The sequence below is a fragment of the Saccharopolyspora halophila genome (assembly GCF_039531955.1).
GTDB classification, from domain to species: Bacteria; Actinomycetota; Actinomycetes; order Mycobacteriales; family Pseudonocardiaceae; genus Saccharopolyspora; species Saccharopolyspora halophila.
In genome coordinates this window covers 201464-224640 of sequence record NZ_BAAARA010000008.1, presented here as the reverse complement: position 1 = coordinate 224640, position 23177 = coordinate 201464, and the positions used below count along the sequence as shown (strand labels likewise).

17 protein-coding genes, 1 tRNA gene and 1 pseudogene are annotated in these 23177 nt (G+C 67.5%); 13 read left to right on the top strand and 6 right to left on the bottom strand.

Annotation, left to right across the window (positions count from 1 at the left end; all coding sequences use genetic code 11):
- Positions 1-21 precede the first annotated feature (21 nt).
- Complete coding sequence (locus ABD289_RS13600; protein ID WP_344131187.1) at positions 22-2958, bottom strand: sensor histidine kinase; 2937 nt, start codon at positions 2956-2958, stop codon at positions 22-24.
- Positions 2959-3736: 778 nt separating this feature from the next.
- Between ABD289_RS13600 and ABD289_RS13595 the strand changes: the two genes are divergently transcribed.
- The 3 genes from ABD289_RS13595 (at position 3737) to ABD289_RS13585 (ending at position 6483) form a co-directional block, all read left to right on the top strand.
- Positions 3737-4186, top strand: coding sequence for a DUF485 domain-containing protein (locus tag ABD289_RS13595; RefSeq protein WP_344131184.1), 450 nt, complete (start codon positions 3737-3739; stop codon positions 4184-4186).
- Complete coding sequence (locus tag ABD289_RS13590) at positions 4183-5757, top strand: solute symporter family protein (protein ID WP_344131181.1); 1575 nt, start codon at positions 4183-4185, stop codon at positions 5755-5757. The genes ABD289_RS13595 and ABD289_RS13590 overlap by 4 nt, the downstream gene beginning before the upstream one ends.
- Positions 5758-5943: 186 nt before the next feature.
- On the top strand, positions 5944-6483 hold the full coding sequence (locus ABD289_RS13585; RefSeq protein ID WP_344131178.1) for a GNAT family N-acetyltransferase: 540 nt from the start codon (positions 5944-5946) through the stop codon (positions 6481-6483).
- 141 nt (positions 6484-6624) lie between these two features.
- Here ABD289_RS13585 and ABD289_RS13580 read toward each other — a convergent pair.
- Positions 6625-6697, bottom strand: a tRNA-Arg gene (locus ABD289_RS13580).
- A 233-nt stretch (positions 6698-6930) separates the two neighbouring features.
- Here ABD289_RS13580 and ABD289_RS13575 point away from each other — a divergent pair.
- Positions 6931-7854, top strand: coding sequence for a cation diffusion facilitator family transporter (locus ABD289_RS13575; RefSeq protein WP_344131175.1), 924 nt, complete (start codon positions 6931-6933; stop codon positions 7852-7854).
- Between the two features lie 120 nt (positions 7855-7974).
- Here the strand turns inward: ABD289_RS13575 and ABD289_RS13570 are convergent, their stop codons facing one another.
- A complete protein-coding gene (locus ABD289_RS13570; protein WP_344131172.1) occupies positions 7975-8643 on the bottom strand; it encodes a DUF305 domain-containing protein in 669 nt (222 codons plus the stop codon).
- Between the two features lie 5 nt (positions 8644-8648).
- Positions 8649-9434 (bottom strand): thioredoxin-like domain-containing protein, encoded by a 786-nt coding sequence (locus ABD289_RS13565; protein WP_344131169.1) that lies wholly within the window; start codon positions 9432-9434, stop codon positions 8649-8651.
- 308 nt (positions 9435-9742) lie between these two features.
- Between ABD289_RS13565 and argS the strand changes: the two genes are divergently transcribed.
- The 6 genes from argS to rho all read left to right on the top strand — a co-directional run bounded on the left by argS (position 9743) and on the right by rho (position 19042).
- Entirely contained in the window at positions 9743-11404 is a 1662-nt protein-coding gene (argS, locus tag ABD289_RS13560; RefSeq protein ID WP_344131166.1) for an arginine--tRNA ligase, read from the top strand.
- Between the two features lie 103 nt (positions 11405-11507).
- Positions 11508-12926, top strand: coding sequence for a diaminopimelate decarboxylase (lysA, locus tag ABD289_RS13555; protein ID WP_344131163.1), 1419 nt, complete (start codon positions 11508-11510; stop codon positions 12924-12926).
- Positions 12927-14231, top strand: a complete 1305-nt coding sequence (locus ABD289_RS13550; protein ID WP_344131160.1) for a homoserine dehydrogenase — start codon at positions 12927-12929, stop codon at positions 14229-14231.
- Positions 14228-15316: a threonine synthase gene (thrC, locus tag ABD289_RS13545; protein ID WP_344131157.1), complete on the top strand. Its 1089-nt coding sequence runs from the start codon at positions 14228-14230 to the stop codon at positions 15314-15316. The genes ABD289_RS13550 and thrC overlap by 4 nt, the downstream gene beginning before the upstream one ends.
- A complete protein-coding gene (thrB, locus tag ABD289_RS13540) occupies positions 15313-16230 on the top strand; it encodes a homoserine kinase (RefSeq protein ID WP_344131154.1) in 918 nt (305 codons plus the stop codon). The genes thrC and thrB overlap by 4 nt, the downstream gene beginning before the upstream one ends.
- Positions 16231-17128: 898 nt before the next feature.
- On the top strand, positions 17129-19042 hold the full coding sequence (rho, locus tag ABD289_RS13535) for a transcription termination factor Rho (RefSeq protein ID WP_344131151.1): 1914 nt from the start codon (positions 17129-17131) through the stop codon (positions 19040-19042).
- A 130-nt stretch (positions 19043-19172) separates the two neighbouring features.
- Here the strand turns inward: rho and ABD289_RS13530 are convergent, their stop codons facing one another.
- On the bottom strand, positions 19173-19499 hold the full coding sequence (locus ABD289_RS13530; RefSeq protein WP_344131148.1) for a hypothetical protein: 327 nt from the start codon (positions 19497-19499) through the stop codon (positions 19173-19175).
- Between the two features lie 330 nt (positions 19500-19829).
- Here ABD289_RS13530 and rpmE point away from each other — a divergent pair.
- The 3 genes and pseudogenes from rpmE to prmC form a co-directional block, all read left to right on the top strand.
- Positions 19830-20033, top strand: a pseudogene (rpmE, locus tag ABD289_RS13525) (50S ribosomal protein L31); the annotation flags it as partial.
- Positions 20034-20163: 130 nt separating this feature from the next.
- The gene (gene prfA, locus ABD289_RS13520; protein ID WP_344131145.1) at positions 20164-21234 is read left to right on the top strand and encodes a peptide chain release factor 1; all 1071 of its coding nucleotides are present in this window, start codon (positions 20164-20166) and stop codon (positions 21232-21234) included.
- A gap of 9 nt (positions 21235-21243) precedes the next feature.
- Entirely contained in the window at positions 21244-22128 is an 885-nt protein-coding gene (prmC, locus tag ABD289_RS13515) for a peptide chain release factor N(5)-glutamine methyltransferase (protein WP_344131142.1), read from the top strand.
- A 124-nt stretch (positions 22129-22252) separates the two neighbouring features.
- Here prmC and ABD289_RS13510 read toward each other — a convergent pair whose 3' ends face one another.
- Positions 22253-23140, bottom strand: coding sequence for an alpha/beta fold hydrolase (locus ABD289_RS13510; protein WP_344131139.1), 888 nt, complete (start codon positions 23138-23140; stop codon positions 22253-22255).
- Positions 23141-23177 lie beyond the last annotated feature (37 nt).

Below are 23177 nucleotides of genomic sequence, written 5' to 3'. Positions count from 1 at the left end.
TTCTTCCTCACTGATTGGGGGTCACCGGGGTTCGTCGCCGGAAGGATGCGGGCCGCGGAGCGTGTGCTTGCCCTCGCGGACACCGCGTTGGAAGCTGGCGAGCCGCCCGCGCATCATGTCCGCGTCGCGGGGTGGCTTAGCGCGGTTTTCGGTGTTCAGGCCGGGGACCAGCTGAGTTTGCGGCGACCGGCGTGGCAGTCCGGACGACGTGTACTGCGTTTCCGGTTCGACTGCTTCGCCACCTGCGTCGGCCTCGTCGGTCCCGGCTGGCGGAGATTGCGGCACGTGCGCTGGGTCGGCGTTCGCCGTGGTGTGCTGCATGCGGTGCCGACCGCGGCGCACACCCGCCTGGAAGCTGGCCAGGCGTCCGCGGGCGAGATCGGGGTCGCGAGCCGGTCGGGACGCTTGGTCCTGGCTGTTGGCGCTACCCGCGACCAGGTTCGCCCGCGGAGTCCGCATCGGGAGGCCTGCGGTGGTGAAGTCGACCGGTTCGGAGGCCGCGACCTGTTCGGCGCGCTCCCACTCCTGGTCGCTGGCGAAGATCCAGGACTGGGCGGAGCCCTCGGTGTCGGGGGCGGAGGCGTCCCCGGGGTGCGGTGAAAGAGAGGTTCCCTTGCTCTTTTGCCCGCCTGCGTTCTCGATTGCCGTTCCCGGCCAGTCCGGCTCGCCGCCGCTCGGCTCATCGCCGGTCTCCGACAGCTCCTGGAACCACGCCGAAGACGACGCGTCGGGGAACTCGGCGGTGATGTCGGGGACCTCGGCAGGCGGCTCCGGTAGATCCAGGGAGATTTCCTGGGTGTTGAACAGGTCCTCACCCTCGCTCGGCGGGGGCGTGCCCTCGCCGGGGCCCTGGAACAGGTGGAAACCGTTGTGCGTCGGGGCATGGTTGGTCGCGTCCAGCTCGGCGGCTTCCCAATCGAACCGCTGGATCAGTGCGTCGTCGTCGTGCCCCGGCCGGTACACGCCGTTGGTGCGCGGTTCCGGCAATGCCACGTCGTCGATGAGCAGATCGGCGTTGAGCCGCACCGAGACACAAGTGCCGATACCTTCCGGGCCCGGCTTGAGCCACACTTCCAGACCGTGCCGCCGGGCCAGTCGTCCCACCACGAACAGCCCCATGCGCCGAGAGGTCGACAGCTTGAGCTCCTCGTCGTTGGCCAGTCTGTGATTGGCTTCGGCGAGCTCGGCCTCGGACATGCCGATGCCCTCGTCGGTGATGTCGATGCGCAGCGACGCATCGCGATCACGTTGTCCGGTGGCCACGACCTGCGTGTTCGGGGCGGAGAAGTTCGCTGCGTTGTCCAGCAGCTCGGCCAGGAGCCGCACCAGGTCGCCCGCCACGTAGCCGACGATCTTGGTGTCCGGAAGTTGTTGGACGTTGACCCGCGGGTAGTGCTCGATCTCCGAGACCGCGGCCCGCAACAGGTCCGCAGGCACGGCCGGTTTGTTGAAACGGCGGGCCAGGTCCGCACCGGAAAGCACCATCAGGTTCTCGTTGTTGCGGCGCATCCGGGTCGACAGGTGGTCGAGCTGGAACAGCGTCGCCAGTTGGTCGGGATCCTCTTCGTCGCGTTCGAGCTGCTCGAACAACCGGAGCTGCCGCTCCAGCAGGCTCTGACTGCGACGGGAGACGTTGACGAACGAGTCGCTGTAGCTGCGGCGCAGTTCGGCCTGCTCCGTGGCGAGGTTGACGGCCTGGGTGTGCACGTCGTCGAAGGCTCGGGCCACCTCACCGATCTCATCGGTGGTTTCCACCGGTACCTGCTTGACCGAGGACATCGGTGCTCGCCCGGCTCGAACGTCGGCCACCGCGCTGGGCAGTTGATGGTTGGCGGTGTCCAGCGCGCTGCGGCGCAGCTGATCGAGGGAACCGAGCAGGTGCCGTGCGATCACCACCACGATCGCGCCGAAGAGCAGCAGCGCCGTCAGCAGGATCACCGACTGCAGACCGGCCAGGTCGCTGGTGGTGTCCTGCAGCGTGAACGCGGTGCGGCGCAGCTGGTTTTCCAGACGCGTCTGCAGCCCTGCAAGGGCCTGCGAAGCGGACTGGGACTGCTCCTTCCACGTGCTCGGCTCGGCCAGGTTCGACGACAACTCGGAGCTCGGGTTGTCCCGCTCGGCCATGGCGAGCTGCACCGTCGTTTCCCGCGCGGGTAGCGCGGGGTTGGAGTACAGGCGGTCGTAACTGCTGCGCTGCTGCGGAGTCGCCGCCGCTCGGAATTCCTGGACGGCTGCGGTGCGGCGGGTCTCGCTGGCGGCGAGGCGGGTCAGGTTGTCCTCGGTGAACAGCCCTTCGGAAAGTCCGGTGAGCACAAGGGACTGCTGCAGCCAAACCTCTTCGTTAACCTTGGCCAGCTCGTGGGCGGTGGTTGCCGTGGAGACCAGCTGCGACGAGGACATTTCGCTGATCAGCGTGCGGTCCAGGGCCAGCATGGCATCGATCAGCTTGGTGTAGGAGCCGGTGGCCGCGATCGGGTCGGTCTGGTTGTTGACGATCTGGGAGCGCAGCACCGCGAGCTGGTTGAATTGCTGGTCGGTCTCCTCGCGGGCGAACCGGACCGCGTCGCTGTCGAAGGTCGAGCTGAGCTGGCGCCGGGCTTCGTTGAGCGCTTGTTCGGAGGCCCCGAAGCGATTGCTCAGCTCTTCTTCGGAGACATCGCCGTCCGCGAGGTATTCGGTGGCCTTGCTGCGCTCGTCCTGCAGACTTGCGACGGCGCCGCGCATGGCACTACCCGCGGAGACGATGTGCTCCATCTGCTCGTACTGGTGTGCCTGGGTGATCTGGCCGCGGATCTGCAGTACGCCCAGCACGATCGCGAAGATCACCGGTACTAGCACGATCGCGGCGATCTTGACGGGAAGCTTCCAGTTCCGCCATTTGACGACCTTCGATGTGGCGCGCGACCACATGGACGTCCAAGTCGCGTTCGCGGGCGGGTCTTTGGGTCCGCTGCTCACGACGCAGTCCTTTCCCGCGCGGTAAAGCTGTTGTCGCCAACTGCGCGTTCGTGTGGTGGGCAAGCGTGCCCGTTCGGGGTATGCGCGGCAGGTCAATTCGTGGTCGGCGGCGCTGCCTGCGTTTCGGGGGGTTTTCGCGGGTGGCAGTGCGGTCTTCGACGGCGGCGTTCGAAGGCCTGCGATGTCGGGGGGATCGCGGCCGCATCGAACCTGTTCGCGCCGGTCGAGGGCGTGCAGAACACTACCCGACAGGATTGGAAGATCAACGATCTTGCATTTGTCGCGCTGACCAGCGAATTCGCCGATCTAAAGATCATCTGCGTGAGGAACTGCGCAGATGAGGCCCAGTTTGGATACTGATCGTGTTCGTTTTTCTGGACGCGTGCAGCCCTTTAGTCCCCCGATAGTGAGAGGCGGCGAGCCTCAGTCGGATTCGGTGGGTGCCGGTATAACGCTTCCTCGGCCTTGGAGCCCGGTTTGGTTCCACGGCTGTGCTGAGCTGGGGTGATTCGCAGGCTTTCGCTCTTCGGGAAGGACTCACCGATGGTTCATCCGACTAGCTCAATTGGGCTTATGCGACAGCCGTGAATGCGATCTGTGATCGGGAGATTCATCAATAGGTGTGGTGTGTCGCTGTGACGGTCCAGCTATCGGCGTTGGGTGGTTAGACTCTCCGCCTGGTTGGCATCGCAGGGAGTGCGGTCGTCGGACATTCGCCTCGCCCGATCGAGAAGATCACGTGCTGTGCGGCTGTCCGCGGAACGTCGGGGGATTTCAGGTGTCGGCGAGCACGCCGATGCAGGTGTACGACCGCTTGGAAGGACGCATGCGTAACGCCACCCCGTCCCCGCCGCAGGGTGACGCCACATTCGGCGAGATCGACAAATCCGCGTGGCGCTCGGACGTCGCCAGACCCGCCCCTGACTTCGAGCGCATCGGACAGTCGTCCGAGTTTCGCGAACTACGCGGCAGGGTCCGCCGTTTCACCTTCCCGATGACCGCGGCGTTCCTCGCCTGGTACCTCGTCTATGTCGTGTTGGCCGCCTATTTCCCCGAGTTCATGGGGACCAGGGTGTTCGGCGCGGTCAACATCGGCTTGTTGCTGGGGCTCGGCCAGTTCGCCAGCACGGTGCTGATCATCGTCTGGTACCTGCGCTACGCGGCGCGCGAGATCGACCCGCGGGTTCACGACCTCTATGTCAACGTCACCGGGGAGGAGCCGCGATGAGCAATGCCGACCCGGTCCTCAACATCAGCATTTTCGCGGCGTTCGTCCTGATCACCCTGTTCATCGTCTACCGCGTCAGCAGCGCGGGCACCACCACCGACTACTTCGCGGCAGGGTCTGGATTCACCGGCGCGCAGAACGGGATCGCCCTGTCCGGCGACTTCCTGTCCGCCGCGTCGTTCCTGGGAATCGCCGGTGCCATCGCCGTGCACGGCTACGACGGGTTCCTCTATTCCATCGGCTTCCTCGTGGGATGGTTGGTGAACCTGCTCCTGATCGCTGAACTCCTGCGCAACACAGGCCGGTTCACCATGGGAGACGTGCTCAGCTACCGCATGCAGCAGCGACCCGTGCGGGCAGCTGCCGCGGTCTCCACCCTGATGATCTCGTTCATCTACATGATCGCGCAGATCGCCGGCGCCGGAAGCCTGGTGGCGCTGCTGCTCAACGTCCACAGCGCGGGTGGGCAAGCATTGGTGATCGGCGGCGTCGGCGTGCTGATGATCTTCTACGTGCTGGTCGGCGGCATGAAGGGCACCACCTGGGTGCAGATGATCAAAGCCGTCGCGCTGATGCTCTGCGTCGCGATGATCACGCTGTTCCTGCTGGGCAAGTTCGGGTACAGCCTGACCTCGTTGATGCAGCAGGCGGCTGAACGCAACCCCTTGGGGGAGCGGATCTTCTCGCCCGGCGCCCAGTACGGCAAGGACGCCACGAGCCGACTCGACTTCGTTTCGCTTTCGCTGGCGCTGGTTCTGGGCGTCGCCGGCCTCCCGCATGTGTTGATGCGCTTCTACACCGTGCCGAACGCGTTGCAAGCCCGAAAGTCGGTGGTGTGGGCGACCTGCTCGATGGCGGTGTTCTACCTCTGCACGCTGGTCATCGGGTTCGGCGCGGGAGCGGTCAGCGGGACTGACGCGATCCTGGCGGCCCCTGGAGGTGAGAACTCCGCGGCGCCGCTGCTCGCCTACCGGATCGGCGGCACGGTGTTGCTGGGTGTGGTGGCGGCGGTCGCCTTCGCCACCATCCTCGCGGTCGTGGCCGGGCTGACCCTCACCGCGTCCGCCTCGTTCGCGCACGACGTCTACGCCAACGTGTTCAAGCGCGGAATGGCCGAGCCGGACTCCGAGGTGCGGGTCGCGCGCCTGACCGCGCTGATCATCGGCGCCACCTCGATCCTCGGTGGCATCCTCGTCAACGGTCAGAACCTCGCGTTCCTGGTGTCGCTGGCCTTCGCCTTCGCAGCCTCGGCGAACCTGTCGACGTTGCTCTACTCGCTGTATTGGCGGCGGTTCAACACCCTCGGCACGCTGTGGGGCATCTATGGCGGGTTGGGCACCTGCCTCGTGCTGGTCATCTTCTCCCCAGTGATGTCCGGAGCCCCGGACTCGATCCTCCCTGGCGTGGATTTCGCGTGGTTCCCGTTGCGCAACCCGGGACTGGTCTCGATCCCCGTGTCGTTCCTGTGCGGCTATATCGGCACGGTGTTCGGCGAGCGGGACGAGCCCGGTCGTGCCGCCGAGATGGAGGTTCGCTCGCTCACGGGCATCGGCGCCCACGGACGGCGGTGATCTGAGGATGGGAACCTTCCTGCCAGTCCGGCGGCAGGAAGGTTCCCTTGCCCGTTTCCGGCATCCACTATCGCGTGCGCACGTGGTAGCCACCGGAGTCGAGGCGGTGGCACGGGCTCTAGCGTTTCCGGGGAGCGTGCCTATCGTGGTCACATCAACGGCGCGGTCGCTACCGGTGTCGGTGCCATGGCCTCCGGGGGTGAGTTGATGGGTCTTCCGCCAATACGTCCGGCGAAGGAAGGCGACCTTCCCGCGCTCCAGGACGTCGAGCGGTCGGCCGGTGAGCTTTTCGCCGAGATCGGCATGGACTTCGTGGCCGAGGACGCGCCGCCGACGATCGAGGTTCTGCGAGGCTTCGCCGCGGATGGCCGTGCGTGGGTGAGCACCGATCGCGATGATCGGCCTGTCGCCTACCTGCTGGTGGAGATCGTCGACGGCAATGCGCATCTGGACCAGGTCTCGGTGGCTAGGGGCTACGCGGGCCGCGGAATCGGGCGGGCGCTGTTGGAGCACTTGATCGAGTGGGCGCAGGCACGTCGTCTGCCTGCGGTCACCCTGACGACGTACGTCGTGGTGCCGTGGAACGGGCCGTACTACGAGCGTTTGGGCTTCCGGTACCTGCGCCCGGCGGAGGAGACGCCGGGTCTGCGGAAGATACGGGCCGACGAGGTTGCGTACGGCCTCGACCGATCGCCACGTGCGTGCATGCGCAAGGAGGTCTGCTGAACCGGTGTTTCCGCGGTGGATCGCCAACCGCGGTGTACTGGTAGCGCCACGGCGAAACTCGCACCGCAGTCGGTGCGAAAAGAAAAATCCACCCTTGGCGGTTAGAACCTGCTCAGGGTGGATCTGATCTATCTCGCTATGTGCCCTCGGCAGGATTCGAACCTGCGACACCTGCCTCCGGAGGGCAGTGCTCTATCCACTGAGCTACGAGGGCTCGCCGCTGCGGACGATCGATAGCTTATCGCATCGGCGGTGCGCGTCTTGGCGGGGGTCCCTCGCAAGTCGTGGTGATCGGTCGCGGCCTTGTTCGGAGGGGGAACGGCTTAGGCACGTCGCCGGTTGGCCGCACAACCCAACCGGGGGTCGTGCCGCACGCCACACTGTTCACTGGCGCTCGGAATCATGCATACTTTGCTATGTATCTGGCGTAGGCGCGAGGAGCTTGGAATGGGCCACGGCCACGGCCACGGACATGGTTCGGCCACGGATGCGAACAGCGCGTCCGGCCGCTACCTGACCAGGCTGTCGGCGTCCCTCGGCATCCTGCTGGTTTTCTTCGTGCTCGAGGCGGTCGTCGGGCTGCTTACGTCCTCGCTGGCGCTGCTATCGGACGCGGGGCACATGTTCACCGATGTGCTCGGTGTTGGCATGGCGCTTGCCGCGATCACCACCGCACGGCGTTCGGTCACCAACAAGAGCACCTTCGGCCTCTACCGAATTGAAGTGCTGGCAGCACTGGCAAACGCGGTTCTGCTGTTCGGCGTCGCCGGCTACATCGTCTACGAGGCGATCCAGAGGTTCATGCAGCCGCACGAGGTCGCGGGCGTGCCGATGATGCTCACCGCCGCTGCCGGGCTGGTCGCCAACATCGTCGTGTTCCTGCTGCTGCGCCAGGGCGCGAGCGAGAGCCTCAACGTCCGCGGCGCCTACCTCGAGGTCTTCGCTGACACCATCGGCTCGGTCGGAGTGCTGATCGGCGGCTTTATGACCTGGGCATTCGGCTGGTACATGGCCGACCCGGTGATCGCGATGGCGGTCGGGTTGTTCGTGCTGCCGAGGACCTTCAAGCTCGCCCGCCAGGCCCTGCGGATTCTCGTCCAGCAAGCCCCCGAGGGCGTCGACGTGAGCGAACTCAGCGATGAGCTGGCCTCGCTGCCGTCGGTCACCGAGGTGCACGACCTCCACGTGTGGACGCTGACCTCGGGCATGGAGGTGGCCTCGGCGCACCTGACCACCAAGCCCGGTGCCGATCACGGGGGAGTGCTCGTCGCCGCGCAGCGGCTGCTGTCCGAGCGCTACGAGATCGAGCACGCGACTTTGCAGGTCGAACCCACCGAGTGCGCGAAGCGCTGCCAGGAGCTCACCTGGTGAGCAGATGCGCGTGGTGACAGGAAGGTTCCCCTGCTCGTTCTCGACTGACCGGTTGGCCTGATACCAACGGCCGCCCTTCCGAGGAAGGACGGCCGTTGAGTGCTTGGAAGGTTCCCGAGATCAGTTCATCGGCAGTGGTTTCGCGCCGCGCTTGTCGAGCATGGTCGTCATCAGCTTCATCTCGTTGCCCTGCGAACCGAGCATGTTCTCGGCCAGGGCGCGCACGGCAGGCGATGCGGCACGTGCCGCGCCGGCCTTGGCCATGGGGACGCCACCCTGGTGGTGGCGCAGCATCAGCTGGAGGAAGAAGACGTCGAACTCCTCGCCGCGCAGCGACTGCAGGCGCGACATCTCCTCGCTGGTGGCCATGCCCGGCATCAGCGGGCCGTCGGTCATCGGCATGGTGGCGTGCTGGCCGTGGTCGTCGCCGGACTTCATCCACTGCATCAACGGACCGCTGGCGTGCGCGGGTTGATTCCACATGCTCAGCCAGCCCTGCATGCGGCCGATCTGGTCGCGCTGGTTGGTTTCGATGTCGAACGCCAACTGGCGCACGTCGACCGTGCTGCCGTGCTCGCGGGCGAGCGTGGCCATCGTGACGGCCTGCTGGTGGTGCAGGGACATGTCCTGGGAAAATCCGATGTCGACCTGGTTGGGTCCGGCCTGTTGCTGCGCGCTGTCCTGGGCAGGCGAGACCAGCAGCATCCCGCCTGCCGCGCCCAGCAGCAGCAGTGCGATCGCGCCGACAACACCGATGAATACCAGCGGTAGGCGCCGTGTCTGGGTCACTGGAATCACTGACCCATCGGGGAGCCGGCGTTGGCGCCCTCACCGCTCATCGGGATCGCGTCCGGTCCCGGCGGGGTGGGGTTGAACGGCGGCGGGTTGTTCGTGTCGAACGCGCCCGGGTAGGCCTGGCAGGAGCCGCCGATCTCGGGGTAGACGCCGTTGTTGTTCTGGCGCAGTGCGGTGATGAACTGGTCGATGCGCGGGTCACCGGCGTTGTCGACCTTGAGCTGGTGGCCCCACGACTGCAGCGAAATGGGCTTATCCAGATTCGGGTAGGGCGACATCATCGTGTAGGGCTTGTCCTCGACGCGCTGCTTGAGCTTGTCGATGCCCGGCTGGTCGACCTTGTCGGGGTTGTAGGCGATCCACACCGCGCCGTGCTCGAGGGAGTGCACCATGTTCTCGCTGCGCACGGCCTGCGGGTAGACGACACCTGTGCAGTCGGCCCAGACGCCGTCGTGCGGGCCGCCGAACGGCGGGCTCTGGTCGTAGGCCACTCGGTCGTTCGGCCGGACGTGCTTCTGGCCCGCGTAATCGGCGGTCTTCACGCCCGGGATGTTCTTGGACGGGTCAGGGTTCTGCGGGGAGGGCTTGAACTCCGCAGCGGCCTGCTCTCGCGCCGTCTGCGCTGCCTTCGCCTCCGCCTTGTCCGAATGCTTGGAGTAGACGAAACCGAAGATGGCCGCCGCGAAAACTGCAACAACGGTTACCAAGGCGATTGGCAGCCACGGAATCGACCGTTGGTTGACCACCGCGGCGCCGCTTACCGCATTCTTCTTCTTGCTCGACATCCTGCTCGCAAACCTCGTCTCGCCAGAACCGGGGACCAGCGCCCATCAGTGTAGAGATTGCTGAGGTGGCGGTGGGGTGCTAGGCGATTGCTCGCCATCGCAGGTCTCCGCCACGGCATCCGGTGGCGACCCGGCTCGATTCGATGTTGTGCGGGCACATCCTGCCCGATGTGATCGGCTTCGGGTGTGCGGCAGGCCGGGGCGCGCATGGGAACCTTCCTGTCACGCGGTCCCGCCGAGCATGTTGGCCACACCACGACGTCTACCCGTTGGCTGAGCAGCGCGGACACATCCCTAGACTGCTCAGGGTGACTCCCGCAGCGCTCGCAGAACTGGTCCGTACCACCGCCGTCGACGTGCTTTCCGCTCGTGGGCTGGACACGTCCGTGCTGCCCGAGGTCGTCACCGTGGAGCGACCTCGCAATCCCGAGCACGGCGATTACGCGACCAACCTGGCGATGCAGGTCGCGAAGAAGGTCGGTGTGGTGCCGCGCGACCTCGCGGGCTGGCTGGCCGAGTCGTTGGCGGACCAGGACGGTATCGACTCCGTCGACGTGGCGGGTCCCGGTTTCCTGAACCTGAGGCTGGCCGCCGATGCGCAGGGCCAGATCGTGCGCGAGGTGTTGAGCAACGGGGCGGGCTTCGGTCGCGGTGACCTCTACGCCAAGCTCCGGGTCAACCTCGAGTTCGTCTCGGCCAACCCCACTGGTCCGATCCACCTGGGCGGCACCCGCTGGGCCGCTGCCGGTGACGCGCTCGGCCGGGTGCTGTCCGCGCAAGGTGCCGAGGTCACCCGCGAGTACTACTTCAACGACGCCGGCGCGCAGATCGACCGCTTCGTGCGCTCCCTGATCGCCGCTGCGAAGGGCGAGGCCGCGCCCGAGGACGGCTACGGCGGCGACTACATCCTCGATATCGCCACGCAGGTCACCGAGGCCGAGCCGGGTGCGCTGGATCAGCCCGCCGAACAGCGGCACGAGACCTTCCGCCGCATCGGTGTGGGCCTGATGTTCGAGGAGATCAAGCAGAGCCTGCACGAGTTCGGCACCGACTTCGACGTCTACTTCCACGAGAACTCGCTGCACCTCTCCGGGCAGGTCGCCGAGTGCGTCGAGACGCTCAAGGCTTCCGGGCACCTCTACTTCGACGAGAACGCCTGGTGGCTGCGCTCCACCGAGTTCGGCGATGACAAGGACCGGGTCGTCATCAAGAGCGATGGAGACCCCGCCTACATCGCCGGGGACATCGCCTACCTGCGCGACAAGCGCTCCCGCGAGTTCGACCTGTGCATTTACATGCTCGGTGCCGACCACCACGGCTACATCTCCCGTCTGAAGGCAGCCGCCGCTGCGCTGGGCGATGACCCGGCGGTGGTCGAGGTGCTCATCGGGCAGATGGTGAACCTGGTGCGCGAGGGCACACCGGTGCGGATGAGCAAACGGGCGGGCACCGTCGTCACCCTGGAGGATCTGGTCGAGGCCGTTGGCGTGGATGCCGCGCGCTACTCGCTGATCCGCTCCTCGGTCGACTCGGCGGTCGACATCGACCTGGACCTGATCAGCAAGCGCACCAACGAGAACCCGGTGTTCTACGTGCAGTACGCGCACGCCCGGCTGTCGTCGTTGCAGCGCAACGCGATGTCGCTGGGAATCGAGCGCGGAGACGTGCAAAATGCCGACCTGTCGCTGCTCACCCACGAACGTGAGGGCGACTTGATCCGCACCCTCGGGGAATTCCCCCGGGTGGTGCGTTCGGCCGCCCAATTGCGTGAACCGCACCGGGTGGCCCGCTACCTGGAGGACGTGGCCAGCGCATACCACAAGTTCTATGACGCGTGCCGCGTGCTGCAGCCCGGTGACGACCAGGCAAACCCGTTGACCATCGCGCGGCTCCAGTTGTGCGAAGCGACTCGCCAGGTGCTGGCCAACGGCCTCGGCCTGCTCGGCGTCAGCGCCCCGGAGCAGATGTAATCGCAGGTATGCGCAGTGACCTGAGCAGTGTTGCTTGGGGAGCCCGCCCTGCCCACACACTCACCAGCCTGCCGATCGACAGGCTGCGAAGGAGCGTTTCACGATGCGCGCCCATCCCGCCGGGCCCCGGCACGCCGAGGTCGTGCCGCCCGGGAGTACCGCAGGACCCGTTCCGGTCAGTAATGACGACATCGACCGGCTGCACCCGAATGTGTGGCCGCGCAACGCCGAGCGCGGCGAGGACGGTGTCGTGCGGGTGGCCGGTATTGACGTCCGCGAGCTGGCCGAGAAGTACGGCACCCCGCTGTTCGTGCTCGACGAAGACGACTTCCGCTCGCGCTGCCGTGAGTACGCCGAGGCGTTCGGGGACCCGGCCGCCGTGCACTACGCCTCCAAGGCCTTCCTGTGCACCGAGCTCGCTCGGTGGGTGGATCAGGAAGGGCTGAGCCTGGACGTGTGCAGCGGTGGTGAGCTGGCGGTTGCGCTGCGCGCGGGCTTCCCCGCCGAGCGGATCACCTTCCACGGCAACAACAAGTCCGTCGCGGAACTGACCACCGCCGTGGAGGCAGGGGTCGGTTCGGTGGTGCTGGACTCGTTCCACGAGATCGCCCGGCTGGAGCACATCGCGACCGAGCGCGGTTTCAAGCAGCGCGTGCTGGTGCGCGTGACCGTCGGCGTCGAGGCGCACACCCACGAGTTCATCGCCACCGCCCACGAGGACCAGAAGTTCGGGTTCTCCCTGGCCGACGACCAGGCCGCCGAGGCCGTGCGCCGGGTGCTCAAGACCGACTCGCTGGTGCTGGCGGGTCTGCACAGCCACATCGGTTCGCAGATCTTCGACGTGGAAGGTTTTGACCTGGCCGCGCACCGCGTGGTGCGCCTGCTGGCCGATTTGCGCGAGGAGCACGGACCGGGGGCGCTGGAAACGGCCACCACCGTCGACCTCGGCGGCGGGCTGGGCATCGCCTACACCGCCGACGACGACCCGCTGCCGCCGGAGAAGCTGGCTGCTCGGCTGCGCGAGATCGTGGCCAAGGAGGCCGACAACGCCGGGCTGCCGGTGCCCAACATCGCAGTGGAGCCCGGTCGGGCGATCGTCGGTCCCGGCATGATGACCGTCTACGAGGTCGGCACCACCAAGGACGTCGCCCTGAGCGCCGAGATGCAGCGCCGCTACGTCAGCGTTGACGGCGGTATGAGCGACAACATCCGGACCTCGCTCTACGACGCCGTCTACGACAGCCGACTGGTCTCGCGCGCCGCCGAGGCACCCGCCGCGCTGTCCCGCATCGTGGGCAAGCACTGTGAGTCCGGTGACGTAGTGGTGCGCGACTGCTGGCTTCCAGAGGACATTGCTCCGGGAGACCTGCTCGCAGTGGCCGCCACCGGCGCTTATTGCTACGTGATGGCCAGCAACTACAACCGCCTGCCGAAGCCGCCCGTAGTGGCGGTTCGTGCTGGTCAGGAACGGTTGCTGCTGCGCAGGGAGACCGAGGACGACCTGCTTCGGCTGGAGGTGTGAGTGATCCGGGACCGTGAACCGATCAGGGTCGCGCTGTTGGGGTGCGGCACCGTCGGTACAGAGGTGCTGCGGCTGCTGCAGGATCAATCGGAGGAGTTCGCGGCGCGCACGGGTGCGCCGGTGCTCGTCACCGGGGTGGCGGTTCGACGTCCGCACAAACATCCCGAGGTGCCCGAGAACCTGATCACCGCGGACGCTCAGGCCCTGGTCGAGGGCGACGTCGACGTGGTGGTCGAGCTCATCGGCGGCATCGAACCGACCCGATCCCTGTTGCTGACCGCGCTGCGCTCGGGCAAGTCCGTGGTGACCGCGAACAAGGCGCTGCTGGCCGAGCACGGCTCGGAGCTCTACGCGGCGGCCGACGAATCCGGCGCCGACATCTATTTCGAAGCCGCGGTCGCCGGGGCCATCCCGCTGCTGCGGCCGCTGCGCGAGTCGCTGGCCGGGGATCGGATCGACCGGGTCATGGGCATCGTCAACGGCACCACGAACTACATCCTCTCGGCGATGGATTCCACCGGTGCCGGCTACTCGGAGACCCTTGACGAGGCCGGGCGGCTGGGTTACGCCGAGGCGGATCCCACCGCCGACGTGGACGGCTTCGATGCCGCGGCGAAGGCGGCCATCCTCGCGTCGCTGGCGTTCCACACCCGCGTGACGGCCAACCAGGTGCACCGGGAGGGGATCTCTTCGGTCACGCCGGGAGACATCGCCGCCGCGAAGGCGCTCGATCGCACGGTCAAGTTGCTGGCGATCTGCGAGCGGGTCGTCGACGCCGATGGCAACGAGTCCGTTTCGGCTCGAGTGCACCCGGCGATGATTCCGCGCGGCCACCCCTTGGCCGGTGTCGGCGACGCGTTCAACGCGGTGTTCGTCGAGGCCGAGGCCGCGGGACAGCTCATGTTCTACGGCCAGGGCGCGGGCGGCTCGCCCACGGCCAGTGCGGTGCTGGGGGACCTCGTCGCAGTTGCTCGCAACAAGGTCCTGGCGGGCAAAGGTCCCCGCGAGTCGGCCCATGCCCAGCTGCCGGTGCAGCCGATGGGCAAGACTCCGACCCGCTACCACATCAGCCTCGACGTGGCGGACAAGGCGGGCGTGCTCTCGCAGGTCGCGGCCACGTTCAACGAGCACGATGTGAGCATTTCGGTGGTGCGTCAGCAGGGGCGGGGCGAGGAGGCCAGCCTCGTGGTGGTTACCCACACCGCTCCGGACGCGGCACTTTCGTCCACAGTGGACAAGATCGCGCAGCTTTCGATCGTGCGCGAGGTGGTCAGCGTGATGCGCGTGGAAGGTGAAGCGACGTGACGAACATCCAGGGCGCTCCGGTCTCGTCCGGTGCGGGGTGGCCGGGCCTGATCGAGGCCTACCGGGAGCGGGTCGAGATTCCTGACGGGGCCCGCGTCGTGACCCTGCAGGAGGGAAATACCCCTCTGGTGCCCGCACCGCACCTCTCCGAGCTCACCGGCAGCACGGTCTACCTCAAGGTGGAGGGCGCCAACCCCACCGGTTCGTTCAAGGACCGTGGCATGACGGTGGCCATGACGCATTCCCTGGCCAAGGGCAGCAAGGCCGTCATCTGCGCTTCCACCGGCAACACTTCGGCCTCGGCCGCCGCGTACGCGGCACGCGCCGGACTCGTTTCGGCGGTGCTGGTGCCCCAGGGCAAGATCGCGCTGGGCAAGCTGGCTCAGGCCGTCGTGCACGGCGCCAAGATCCTGCAGGTCCAGGGCAACTTCGACGACTGCCTCGAGCTGGCCCGCAAGACAGCGGCCGAGCATCCGGTAACCCTGGTCAACTCCGTGAACCCGGTGCGCATCGAGGGGCAGAAGACCGCCTCGTTCGAGATCTGCGACGTGCTGGGCCGAGCGCCCGATGTGCACTGCCTGCCGGTCGGCAACGCGGGAAACATCACCGCCTACTGGAAGGGCTACGCCGAATACGGCGACGACGGGCTCATCGAGAAGCTGCCGCGCATGTTCGGGTTCCAGGCCGCCGGCGCCGCACCACTGGTGCACGGTCAGCCGGTCACCGAGCCGGAGACGGTCGCCACCGCCATCCGGGTTGGCAGCCCCGCTTCCTGGGAGAGCGCGGTCAAGGCGAAGGACGCTTCGAACGGGTTGTTCTCGGCGGTCACCGACGAGCAGATCCTCAGCGCTTACCGGACCCTCGCGAGCAGGGAAGGCGTGTTCGTCGAACCCGCTTCGGCATCCAGCGTTGCCGGCTTGCTGGCCACCGCTGCCGACGGCACGTTGCCCGCCGGCTCCACGGTCGTCTGCACGGTGACCGGCAACGGCCTCAAGGACCCGGACACGGCGCTGTCCGGCATGGTCGAGGTCGAACCGCTGCCGGTTGACCCGAGTGCCGTGGCGAGCGCACTGGAACTGCGATGAGCGGGCTTCCCGTGTCCGCCGTGCGGGTGTCGGTGCCCGGGTCGACGGCCAATCTGGGATCCGGGTTCGACGCGTTGGGCATGGCGCTGTCGTTGTACGACAACGTTTCCGCCCGCATCACCGACGGGCCCGCGGGCACGGCGTTGGTGTCGGTGCAGGGGCAGGGCGCCGGCGCCCTGCCGAGCGACGAACGGCACCTGGTGGTGCGCGTGGTGCACGACGCCCTCGCCGAACTGGGCTTTGCGGCCCCGCCTGCGCTGGAGCTGCACTGCGATAACGCCATTCCGCACTCGCGCGGGCTGGGATCGTCGGCGGCGGCGATCATCGCCGGTATCGCCATCGCGCACGGGCTCGCCGGAATCGATCTGAACGCCCCGGAGCACGCTCGGCGTGCGCTGCACCTGGCTGCCGTGCGGGAAGGACATGCCGACAACGTGGCGGCCAGTCTCCACGGCGGGTTCGTGCTCGCCTGGCGTTCGCCCGAGTCGTTCCGCGCGGTGAGCCTGCAAGCGCACCCCGATGTTTCGCCGATCGCGCTGGTCCCCCAAGGGGAGTCGTCCACGCGTACGACGCGAGGGCTGCTGCCGGACGAGGTCCCGCACGCCGATGCCGCGTTCGCCGCGGGGCGTGCCGCACTGGCGGTGGAGGCGATCACTCGCCGTCCTGAACTGCTGTTGGAAGCCACCGACGACCGCCTCCACCAGGACTACCGCGAACCGGCCTGGCCGGAGACGGTTGCCCTGGTGCGCAGGTTGCGCGCGGCGGGGGTCGCCGCTGCGGTCTCCGGGGCGGGGCCGACGGTGCTCGCGCTGCCCGTCGGCCGCGACGACCTCGCCGGGGTCGAGACCGGCGGGTTCCAAGAGTTGCGACTTCCGGTGGACACGCACGGCGTGCGGATGCACTTCGAGGGCTGATCGCAGGATCGCAGTGGTCGTGCCGGGCGTGCCGGTGGCAGGAAGGTTCCCTTGCCCACGTCACGCCCGCGCCGCCGCTCAGCCCCACCCAGGTGTATGTCCTGTTCAGAGCCCCCAGCGCGAGGTAGGTCGGCGTAGAGTGGTAAAAAGGAACCGTCGCCGACAGCCCGACCGCGGTAAGTCGCTCGGGGTCGCCGCGAACCCGGTCTCAGTGGCCGCGCTCGCTCCCAAGGCTTTCGCTGGCGGAAAGTCGACGGCTTGATCTGCACGGGCGCAACGCGCCCAGGGGGTTGTTGCACCGGGACTACGGGGCGTCTACCCTCAAGGTCAATCAGTCACCGCGCCTAGGGCCGGTGCCGTATCCGGAACATTGTTTTCCGGTGCGCACTCTCCCGCTGTGTATTGGACTTTGCCCGACACGGGTGAAGATCAACTTAGCGGGTTCGGCGTAGCGGTGGCCGAGGCAGGAGTTGTCAACTCAATGTGAGTTCGCTTCGGGGCCATTCGGTGTCGATCCGTTGCCGACGTCGGGGTTTGGGCCTTAAGTTCCACGGTGTGGCCCTCAAGGTGATCATGACGCCGGCCCGGTTCCCGGAGCTTCCCGGTCCACGGGGGCATTGCAAGAGTCGGGGATTCCTGGAATGAGGCAGCAGTACGTGCATCGGCACGTGTGGATCGGAGTGGATGCGTCGCACATGGACCACGCGAGCCGGGTGCCTCCGTCTGCCCGGTGCTGCTGGTTCCCCGAGCCAACGCCGTCGTCGGTAATGCTGCGTGCGCGGGGCGAATCCGACCGGCGATAGGGCTGGTAGCACACACCGGCCGCCCGCACTCAGATGAGCGGGCGGGCAATCCGCTGGGTCGCGTAGGAGACGCGGTCCGGTCAGGAAGGACATTCGTGAGCAACACCGAACTGTTGAGCAGCGAGGCGGCTAACGGCTCCTCATCTGCTGGCCAGCAGGACGCCGAGGCCAACGGCACTCCTCGGCGACGCGGCGGACTTTCCGGCATGGTTCTTGCCGAGCTGCGCCAACTCGCGGGGGAACTGGGGATCGAGACCGGCGGCCTGCGCAAGGGCGACCTGATCGCCGCCATCAAGGAAAAGCAAGGTGGCAGCACGGCGCCGCGCGCCCGTTCGGCCAAGAAGGCCACGGCGAGCACGGAGGAAGCCTCGTCCAAGGCCAGTCAGCCTGCCCTCGATGAAAACGAGGGCGGCGAGAAGGCCGACAAGGCCGATAAGGCCGACAAGGGCGAGAAGACCGAGAAGACCTCGCGCGATAACACGTCCGAGTCGGGCAACAACGGCTCGTCGGCTCCCACGCGCAACCGCCCGCGCCGTTCCGGCGAGGGCGATGACGACAACCGTCGCGGGGGCAACAACCGTCGTCGGCGCTCGTCCGGTCGCAACAACGCAGGCGCCGAGTCCGGCGGTGGAGACGACCAGCGCGGCGGGAACAACGAGCGCAAGAGCGACAACAACCGGGACAACCGCCAGGACAACCGGGACAACAACCGGGACAACCGGCAGGGCAACCGGGACAACCGCCAGGACAACCGCCAGGACGATGACGACGACGAGGGCGGTCGTCGCGGACGCGGGCGCCGGTTCCGCGACCGTCGCCGCAACCGCGGTCGCGGTGAAGGCGGCGGTGAGCCGGAGGTTCGCGAGGACGACGTCCTGCTGCCGGTCGCCGGTATTCTGGACGTGCTGGAGAACTACGCCTTCGTGCGGACCTCCGGTTACTTGGCGGGCGCGAACGACGTTTACGTGTCCCTGTCGCTGGTTCGGAAGTACGGCCTGCGCCGCGGTGACGCGATCAAGGGCGTCATCCGGCAGCCGCGTGATGGCGAGCAGCAGCGGCAGAAGTTCAACCCGCTGGTGCGGGTCGACTCCATCAACGGTCTGGAGCCGGACGCGGCCAAGAGCCGCAACGAGTTCCACAAGCTGACCCCGCTGTACCCGAACGAGCGGCTGCGCCTGGAAGCGGATCCGCAGAACCTCACCGGCCGGATCATCGACCTGGTGATGCCCGTGGGCAAGGGGCAGCGGGCGCTGATCGTCTCGCCGCCGAAGGCCGGTAAGACGATGGTGTTGCAGGCGATCGCCAACGCGATCACCACCAACAACCCCGAGTGCCACCTGATGGTCGTCCTCGCCGACGAGCGTCCCGAAGAGGTCACGGACATGCAGCGCTCGGTCAAGGGTGAGGTCATCGCCTCCACCTTCGACCGTCCGCCGTCGGACCACACCACGGTCGCCGAGCTGTCCATCGAGCGCGCCAAGCGCCTGGTCGAGATGGGACACGACGTCGTCGTTCTGCTGGACTCGATCACCCGTCTGGGTCGCGCGTACAACCTGGCGGCTCCGGCTTCCGGGCGAATTCTGTCCGGTGGTGTCGACTCGACCGCGCTGTACCCGCCGAAGCGGTTCCTGGGTGCGGCCCGCAATATCGAGAACGGCGGCTCGCTGACCATCTTCGCCACGGCTCTGGTGGAGACCGGTTCGACGATGGACACGGTCATCTTCGAGGAGTTCAAGGGTACCGGTAACGCGGAGCTCAAGCTGGACCGCAAGCTGGCCGACAAGCGCCTGTTCCCCGCGGTCGACGTGGACTCCTCCAGCACTCGTAAGGACGAGATCCTGCTCTCGCCGGACGAGCTGGCCGTCACGCACAAGCTGCGCCGGGTGCTCGCCGCGCTCGATGCGCAGCAGGCGCTGGAACTCCTGCAGGATCGACTGCGCAAGTCGAAGACCAACATCGAGTTCCTGACGCAGGTCGCCAAGACCACCCCGGGCAAGGAAGAGGACTGACCTCCTCCTGCCCGATGACGAGGCCCGCACCGATTCCGGTGCGGGCCTCGTCATGTCTGGGGGAGGGATGACAGGAAGGTTCCCATGCTCGCTTGGCCGCGCGTGGTGACAGAAAGGTTCCCCTGCTCGATCAGGTCGCGCGCAAGCAGTCGGCCTCGTCGCGTTCGTGGTAGGTCCTGATCAAGATCGTCGTCAGTAGCATCGCCGCGATCGGACCGATCACCAGCGCCGCCACCATCGGCAGCGTCAGGCCGTCCATGCTGATCGCGCAAGCCAGCATGAGCAGCGGGTAGCCGGTTCGCAGTCCGAACCGTTGCCAGCGGTGGTTCCACCGCACGTTGCCGGCGCTGAGCATGGTCAGGCCCGCCGCGAAACCGAACAGCAAGGGTGCTGACAAGGTCAGGTCACCGTCGAGGCTGGTGGGCTGGCGCAGCACGAGATCCAGCAGCGCCGCCACTCCGCTGGCGCTGCCGAGGAACAACAGGGGCAGGACGAACCACGACCGGATGGTGAGTCTGCCAAGCACCGCGCACAGCAACACACGAAGAAGGATGGACGTCCGACCGGCCTGAGGGCATCCTCACCGCAGCCCGCTTCGCCGGGCGGTCGTCTGGTTGCGGCGGGCGGTTGTGCTGCCACGACGAGCGGCCCGGGGAATAGCTCCCCGCGCACCTGCGTTGCAGGTCGCGTGCCACGGTCTGGCACAATCGAAGGCTGATTCCGGCTCCGGTTCACCACGTTGCGAATGGCACGTGGACCCGGCGGCCAAGGTAGAGAGGAAAAAGCCGTGCAGAGTGGTATCCACCCCGAGTACGTGGTGACGCAGGTCAATTGCGGTTGTGGCAACACCTTCACCACCCACAGCACCCGCCAGAGCGGGCAGATCACCGTTGAGGTCTGCTCGAAGTGCCACCCGTTCTACACGGGCAAGCAGAAGATCCTCGACACCGGTGGTCGTGTCGCCCGCTTCGAGGCCCGCTACGGCAAGCGGANTGCGATGCGGGAGAGCGGGCGCCGTTACTGCGTTCGGAACCGTCTTCGACGAGGTGAACCGGCTGTGCGACGGCGCCGGGGGCGGCTTCGCGAGGTCCAACGTCCGCAGCCAGTGAAGAGGGTCGCCAGTGGAGACATCGAAGCTCGAAGGTCTGCTCGCCGAATACGCCGAGCTGGAGCAGCGCCTGGCCGACCCCAGCGTGCACGCCGACCAGACCAACGCGCGCAAGCTCGGTCGCCGCTATGCCGAGCTGACGCCCATCGTGCGTGCCGCGCGGGAGCTCGACCAGGCCCGTTCCGACCTGGAGACGGCCCGCGAGCTCGCCGCGGATGACGCGGGCTTCGCCGAGGAGGCCGAGCGGCTGGCCGAAGAGGTCCCCGGGATGGAGGCGCGGCTCACCGAGCTCCTGCTGCCGCGCGACCCGCACGACGGCACGGACGTGGTCCTGGAGGTCAAGTCGGGCGAAGGTGGCGAGGAGTCGGCTTTGTTCGCCGGGGATCTGCTGCGGATGTACCTGCGCTTCGCCGAGCGCCAGGGCTGGAAGGCCGAGATCCTCGACACCACCGAATCCGACCTCGGTGGTTACAAGGACGCCACTGTGGCGCTCAAGACCAAGGCCGGTGATCCTGGCCTCGACGGCGTCTGGTCGCTGATGAAGTTCGAAGGTGGCGTGCACCGCGTCCAGCGCGTGCCGGTCACCGAATCGCAGGGCCGCGTGCACACCTCCGCAGCGGGCGTCCTCGTCTACCCCGAGCCCGAAGAGGTCGACGAGGTGGAGGTCGAGGACAAGGACATCCGAATCGACGTCTACCGCTCGTCGGGTCCCGGTGGGCAGAGCGTCAACACGACCGACTCGGCCGTGCGCATCACGCACCTGCCGACCGGCATCGTGGTCTCCTGCCAGAACGAGAAGTCGCAGCTGCAGAACAAGCTGCGTGCCATGCAGGTGCTCAAGGCCCGGTTGCAGGCGATGGCCGAGGAGGAGGCCGAGCGCGAAGCGACCGAGACCCGGCGCAGCCAGGTGCGTACCGTGGACCGTTCCGAACGGGTCCGCACGTACAACTTCCCGGAGAACCGCATCTCCGACCACCGGGTCAACTACAAGGCCTACAACCTCGATCAGGTTCTCGACGGCGACCTGCAAGCTGTGCTCGACGCGCTGCTCGCGGCCGACCGCGAAGAACGCCTGGCGTCCTAAGCTGGCGACGTGACCCGACAGCCCTTGCGGCTTGCCATCCTCGAGGCCGAGCGCACCTTGACCGCGGCCGGAGTGGCCAGTCCTCGTGCCGATGCCGAGCTGCTCGCTGCCCACCTGCTCGGTGTCGAGCGCACCAAACTGATGATGGTGCCGCTGGTGGACCCGCCACAGGTGCAGGCCCTCGAGGACCTGGTGCGTCGGCGCGCCGCGCGGGTTCCGCTGCAGCACCTCACCGGCAGCGCACATCTCGCGGCGGTCGATCTGGGGGTCGGGCCGGGCGTGTTCGTGCCGCGTCCGGAAACCGAGTTGCTGCTCGAGTGGGGCTTGCACGCCCTCGAATGCGTGGACGAACCGACCGTGGTCGACCTGTGCACGGGGTCCGGCGCCCTCGCGCTGGCGGTCGCCCACGCGCGCCCGGACGCTGGCGTGCACGCTGTGGAGAAGGACCCGACCGCGCTGGCCTGGGCTCGGCGCAACGCCGATCAGCAAACGCAGGCCGGGGACACCCCGATCCACCTGTACTCGGGCGATGTCACCGACCCGACGCTGTTCATGGAGCTGGACGGCGTGGTCGATCTGGTGCTGTGCAACCCGCCGTACGTGCCTGACGGCACGCCGGTTCCGCCGGAGGTCCGCAACCACGACCCGTACGACGCGGTCTTCGGCGGCCGCGACGGCCTGGACGTCGTCCGTCACGTCGTGGCCGCCGCAGCGCGCCTGCTGCGCCCGGGTGGCGGCGTGGCCATCGAACACGATGACACCCACGGCGGCTCGGTGCCCGCTCTGCTGCGGGCCCGCCGCGTGCTCACAGATGTGCAGGAGCATCCCGACCTGGTCGGGCGGCCGCGCTTCGCGACCGCCCGCCGGACCTACCCGGACGAGCCGGCGGACTGACGGCAAGGTTCCCTTCCGCAGCTCAGCGGCGGGAACGAGCGGGCCGGGCGTTCGGTGACACGAAGGTTCCCGTGCACACCTTCGGCCCGGCCGCGCGACGGAAGTGACAGGCCGGTTCCCTTCCTTACTCCGCCGGTGTCTCCTCGCCGAGCCCGTTAACGAACTCCCGCAGCAGGGCGTTGAACTCCGCGGGGCGCTCCCGGTTCGGCCAGTGCCCGCTGTTGGGCAGCACCCGCAGCGTCGAGTTCGGGATCGCCGCTGCGGTGTCGCGGGCCGCGGCGACCGGGATCAGCGCGTCCTGCTCACCGTGGATGACCGTGGTCGGGCACGACACGCGGCCGAGCTGCGGGAGGTGGTTGATGTTCATGGCGCGGCGGCCGATGGCATCGCCGTGCCAGTCGGCGAACACCGAACGGCGAACTCGGGCCTCGGCGACGACCTCGTCGACGATGGACTCCAGGTCGGTGACCTTGGTGGCGTCGGCGAAGAAGATGCGGCTGAGCGCGGTGCGGGTCAGCGCACGGCTACGGCGCAGCAGGTTCGCCGCCACGCGGCCGCTGAGGTCGGTGTGCATGAGCAGGTAGGTGAGCAGGTGCCGGGGCATCCGGTGCTGCATACCGGTGCTGTCGACCAGTGCCAGTGCACGCACGCGTTGCGGGTGGCGCAGCGTGAAACCAGCGGCGATGCTGCCGCCCATGGACAGGCCGACCAGGATCGCCTGCGGGACCTGCCAGGTGTCGAGCAGCCACCGGAGCACTTCCTCGAAGGTGCGCTGGTTGGCTCGGCCGCGCCACGCGGTGCTGCCGCCCTGGCCGGGTAGGTCGGGTGCGAACACCCGGTGGTCTGCCGCCAGCGTCCCGATGGTGTTTCGCCAGCTCAGCAGGGCGTTGTCCGGACCGCCACCGTGCAGCAGGACTACCGGCGTACCGGAGGTTCCCGCTCGGTAGTACCGGATCGTGCCTGCCGGGAATTCGATCTGATCGACCTCGACACCCTGGGGTGGGGCGGTCATCGCTGGTGTGCTCCTCTGGTTGTCCGTATTGCTACCC

Coding starts and splice junctions, on each gene's coding strand:
- ABD289_RS13590 (WP_344131181.1), top strand. CDS start 4,183: ATGAGCAATGCCGACCCGGTCCTCAACATCAGCATTTTCGCGGCGTTC.
- ABD289_RS13585 (WP_344131178.1), top strand. CDS start 5,944: ATGGCCTCCGGGGGTGAGTTGATGGGTCTTCCGCCAATACGTCCGGCG.
- ABD289_RS13575 (WP_344131175.1), top strand. CDS start 6,931: ATGGGCCACGGCCACGGCCACGGACATGGTTCGGCCACGGATGCGAAC.
- ABD289_RS13565 (WP_344131169.1), bottom strand. CDS start 9,434: ATGTCGAGCAAGAAGAAGAATGCGGTAAGCGGCGCCGCGGTGGTCAAC.
- lysA (WP_344131163.1), top strand. CDS start 11,508: ATGCGCGCCCATCCCGCCGGGCCCCGGCACGCCGAGGTCGTGCCGCCC.
- thrB (WP_344131154.1), top strand. CDS start 15,313: ATGAGCGGGCTTCCCGTGTCCGCCGTGCGGGTGTCGGTGCCCGGGTCG.
- ABD289_RS13510 (WP_344131139.1), bottom strand. CDS start 23,140: ATGACCGCCCCACCCCAGGGTGTCGAGGTCGATCAGATCGAATTCCCG.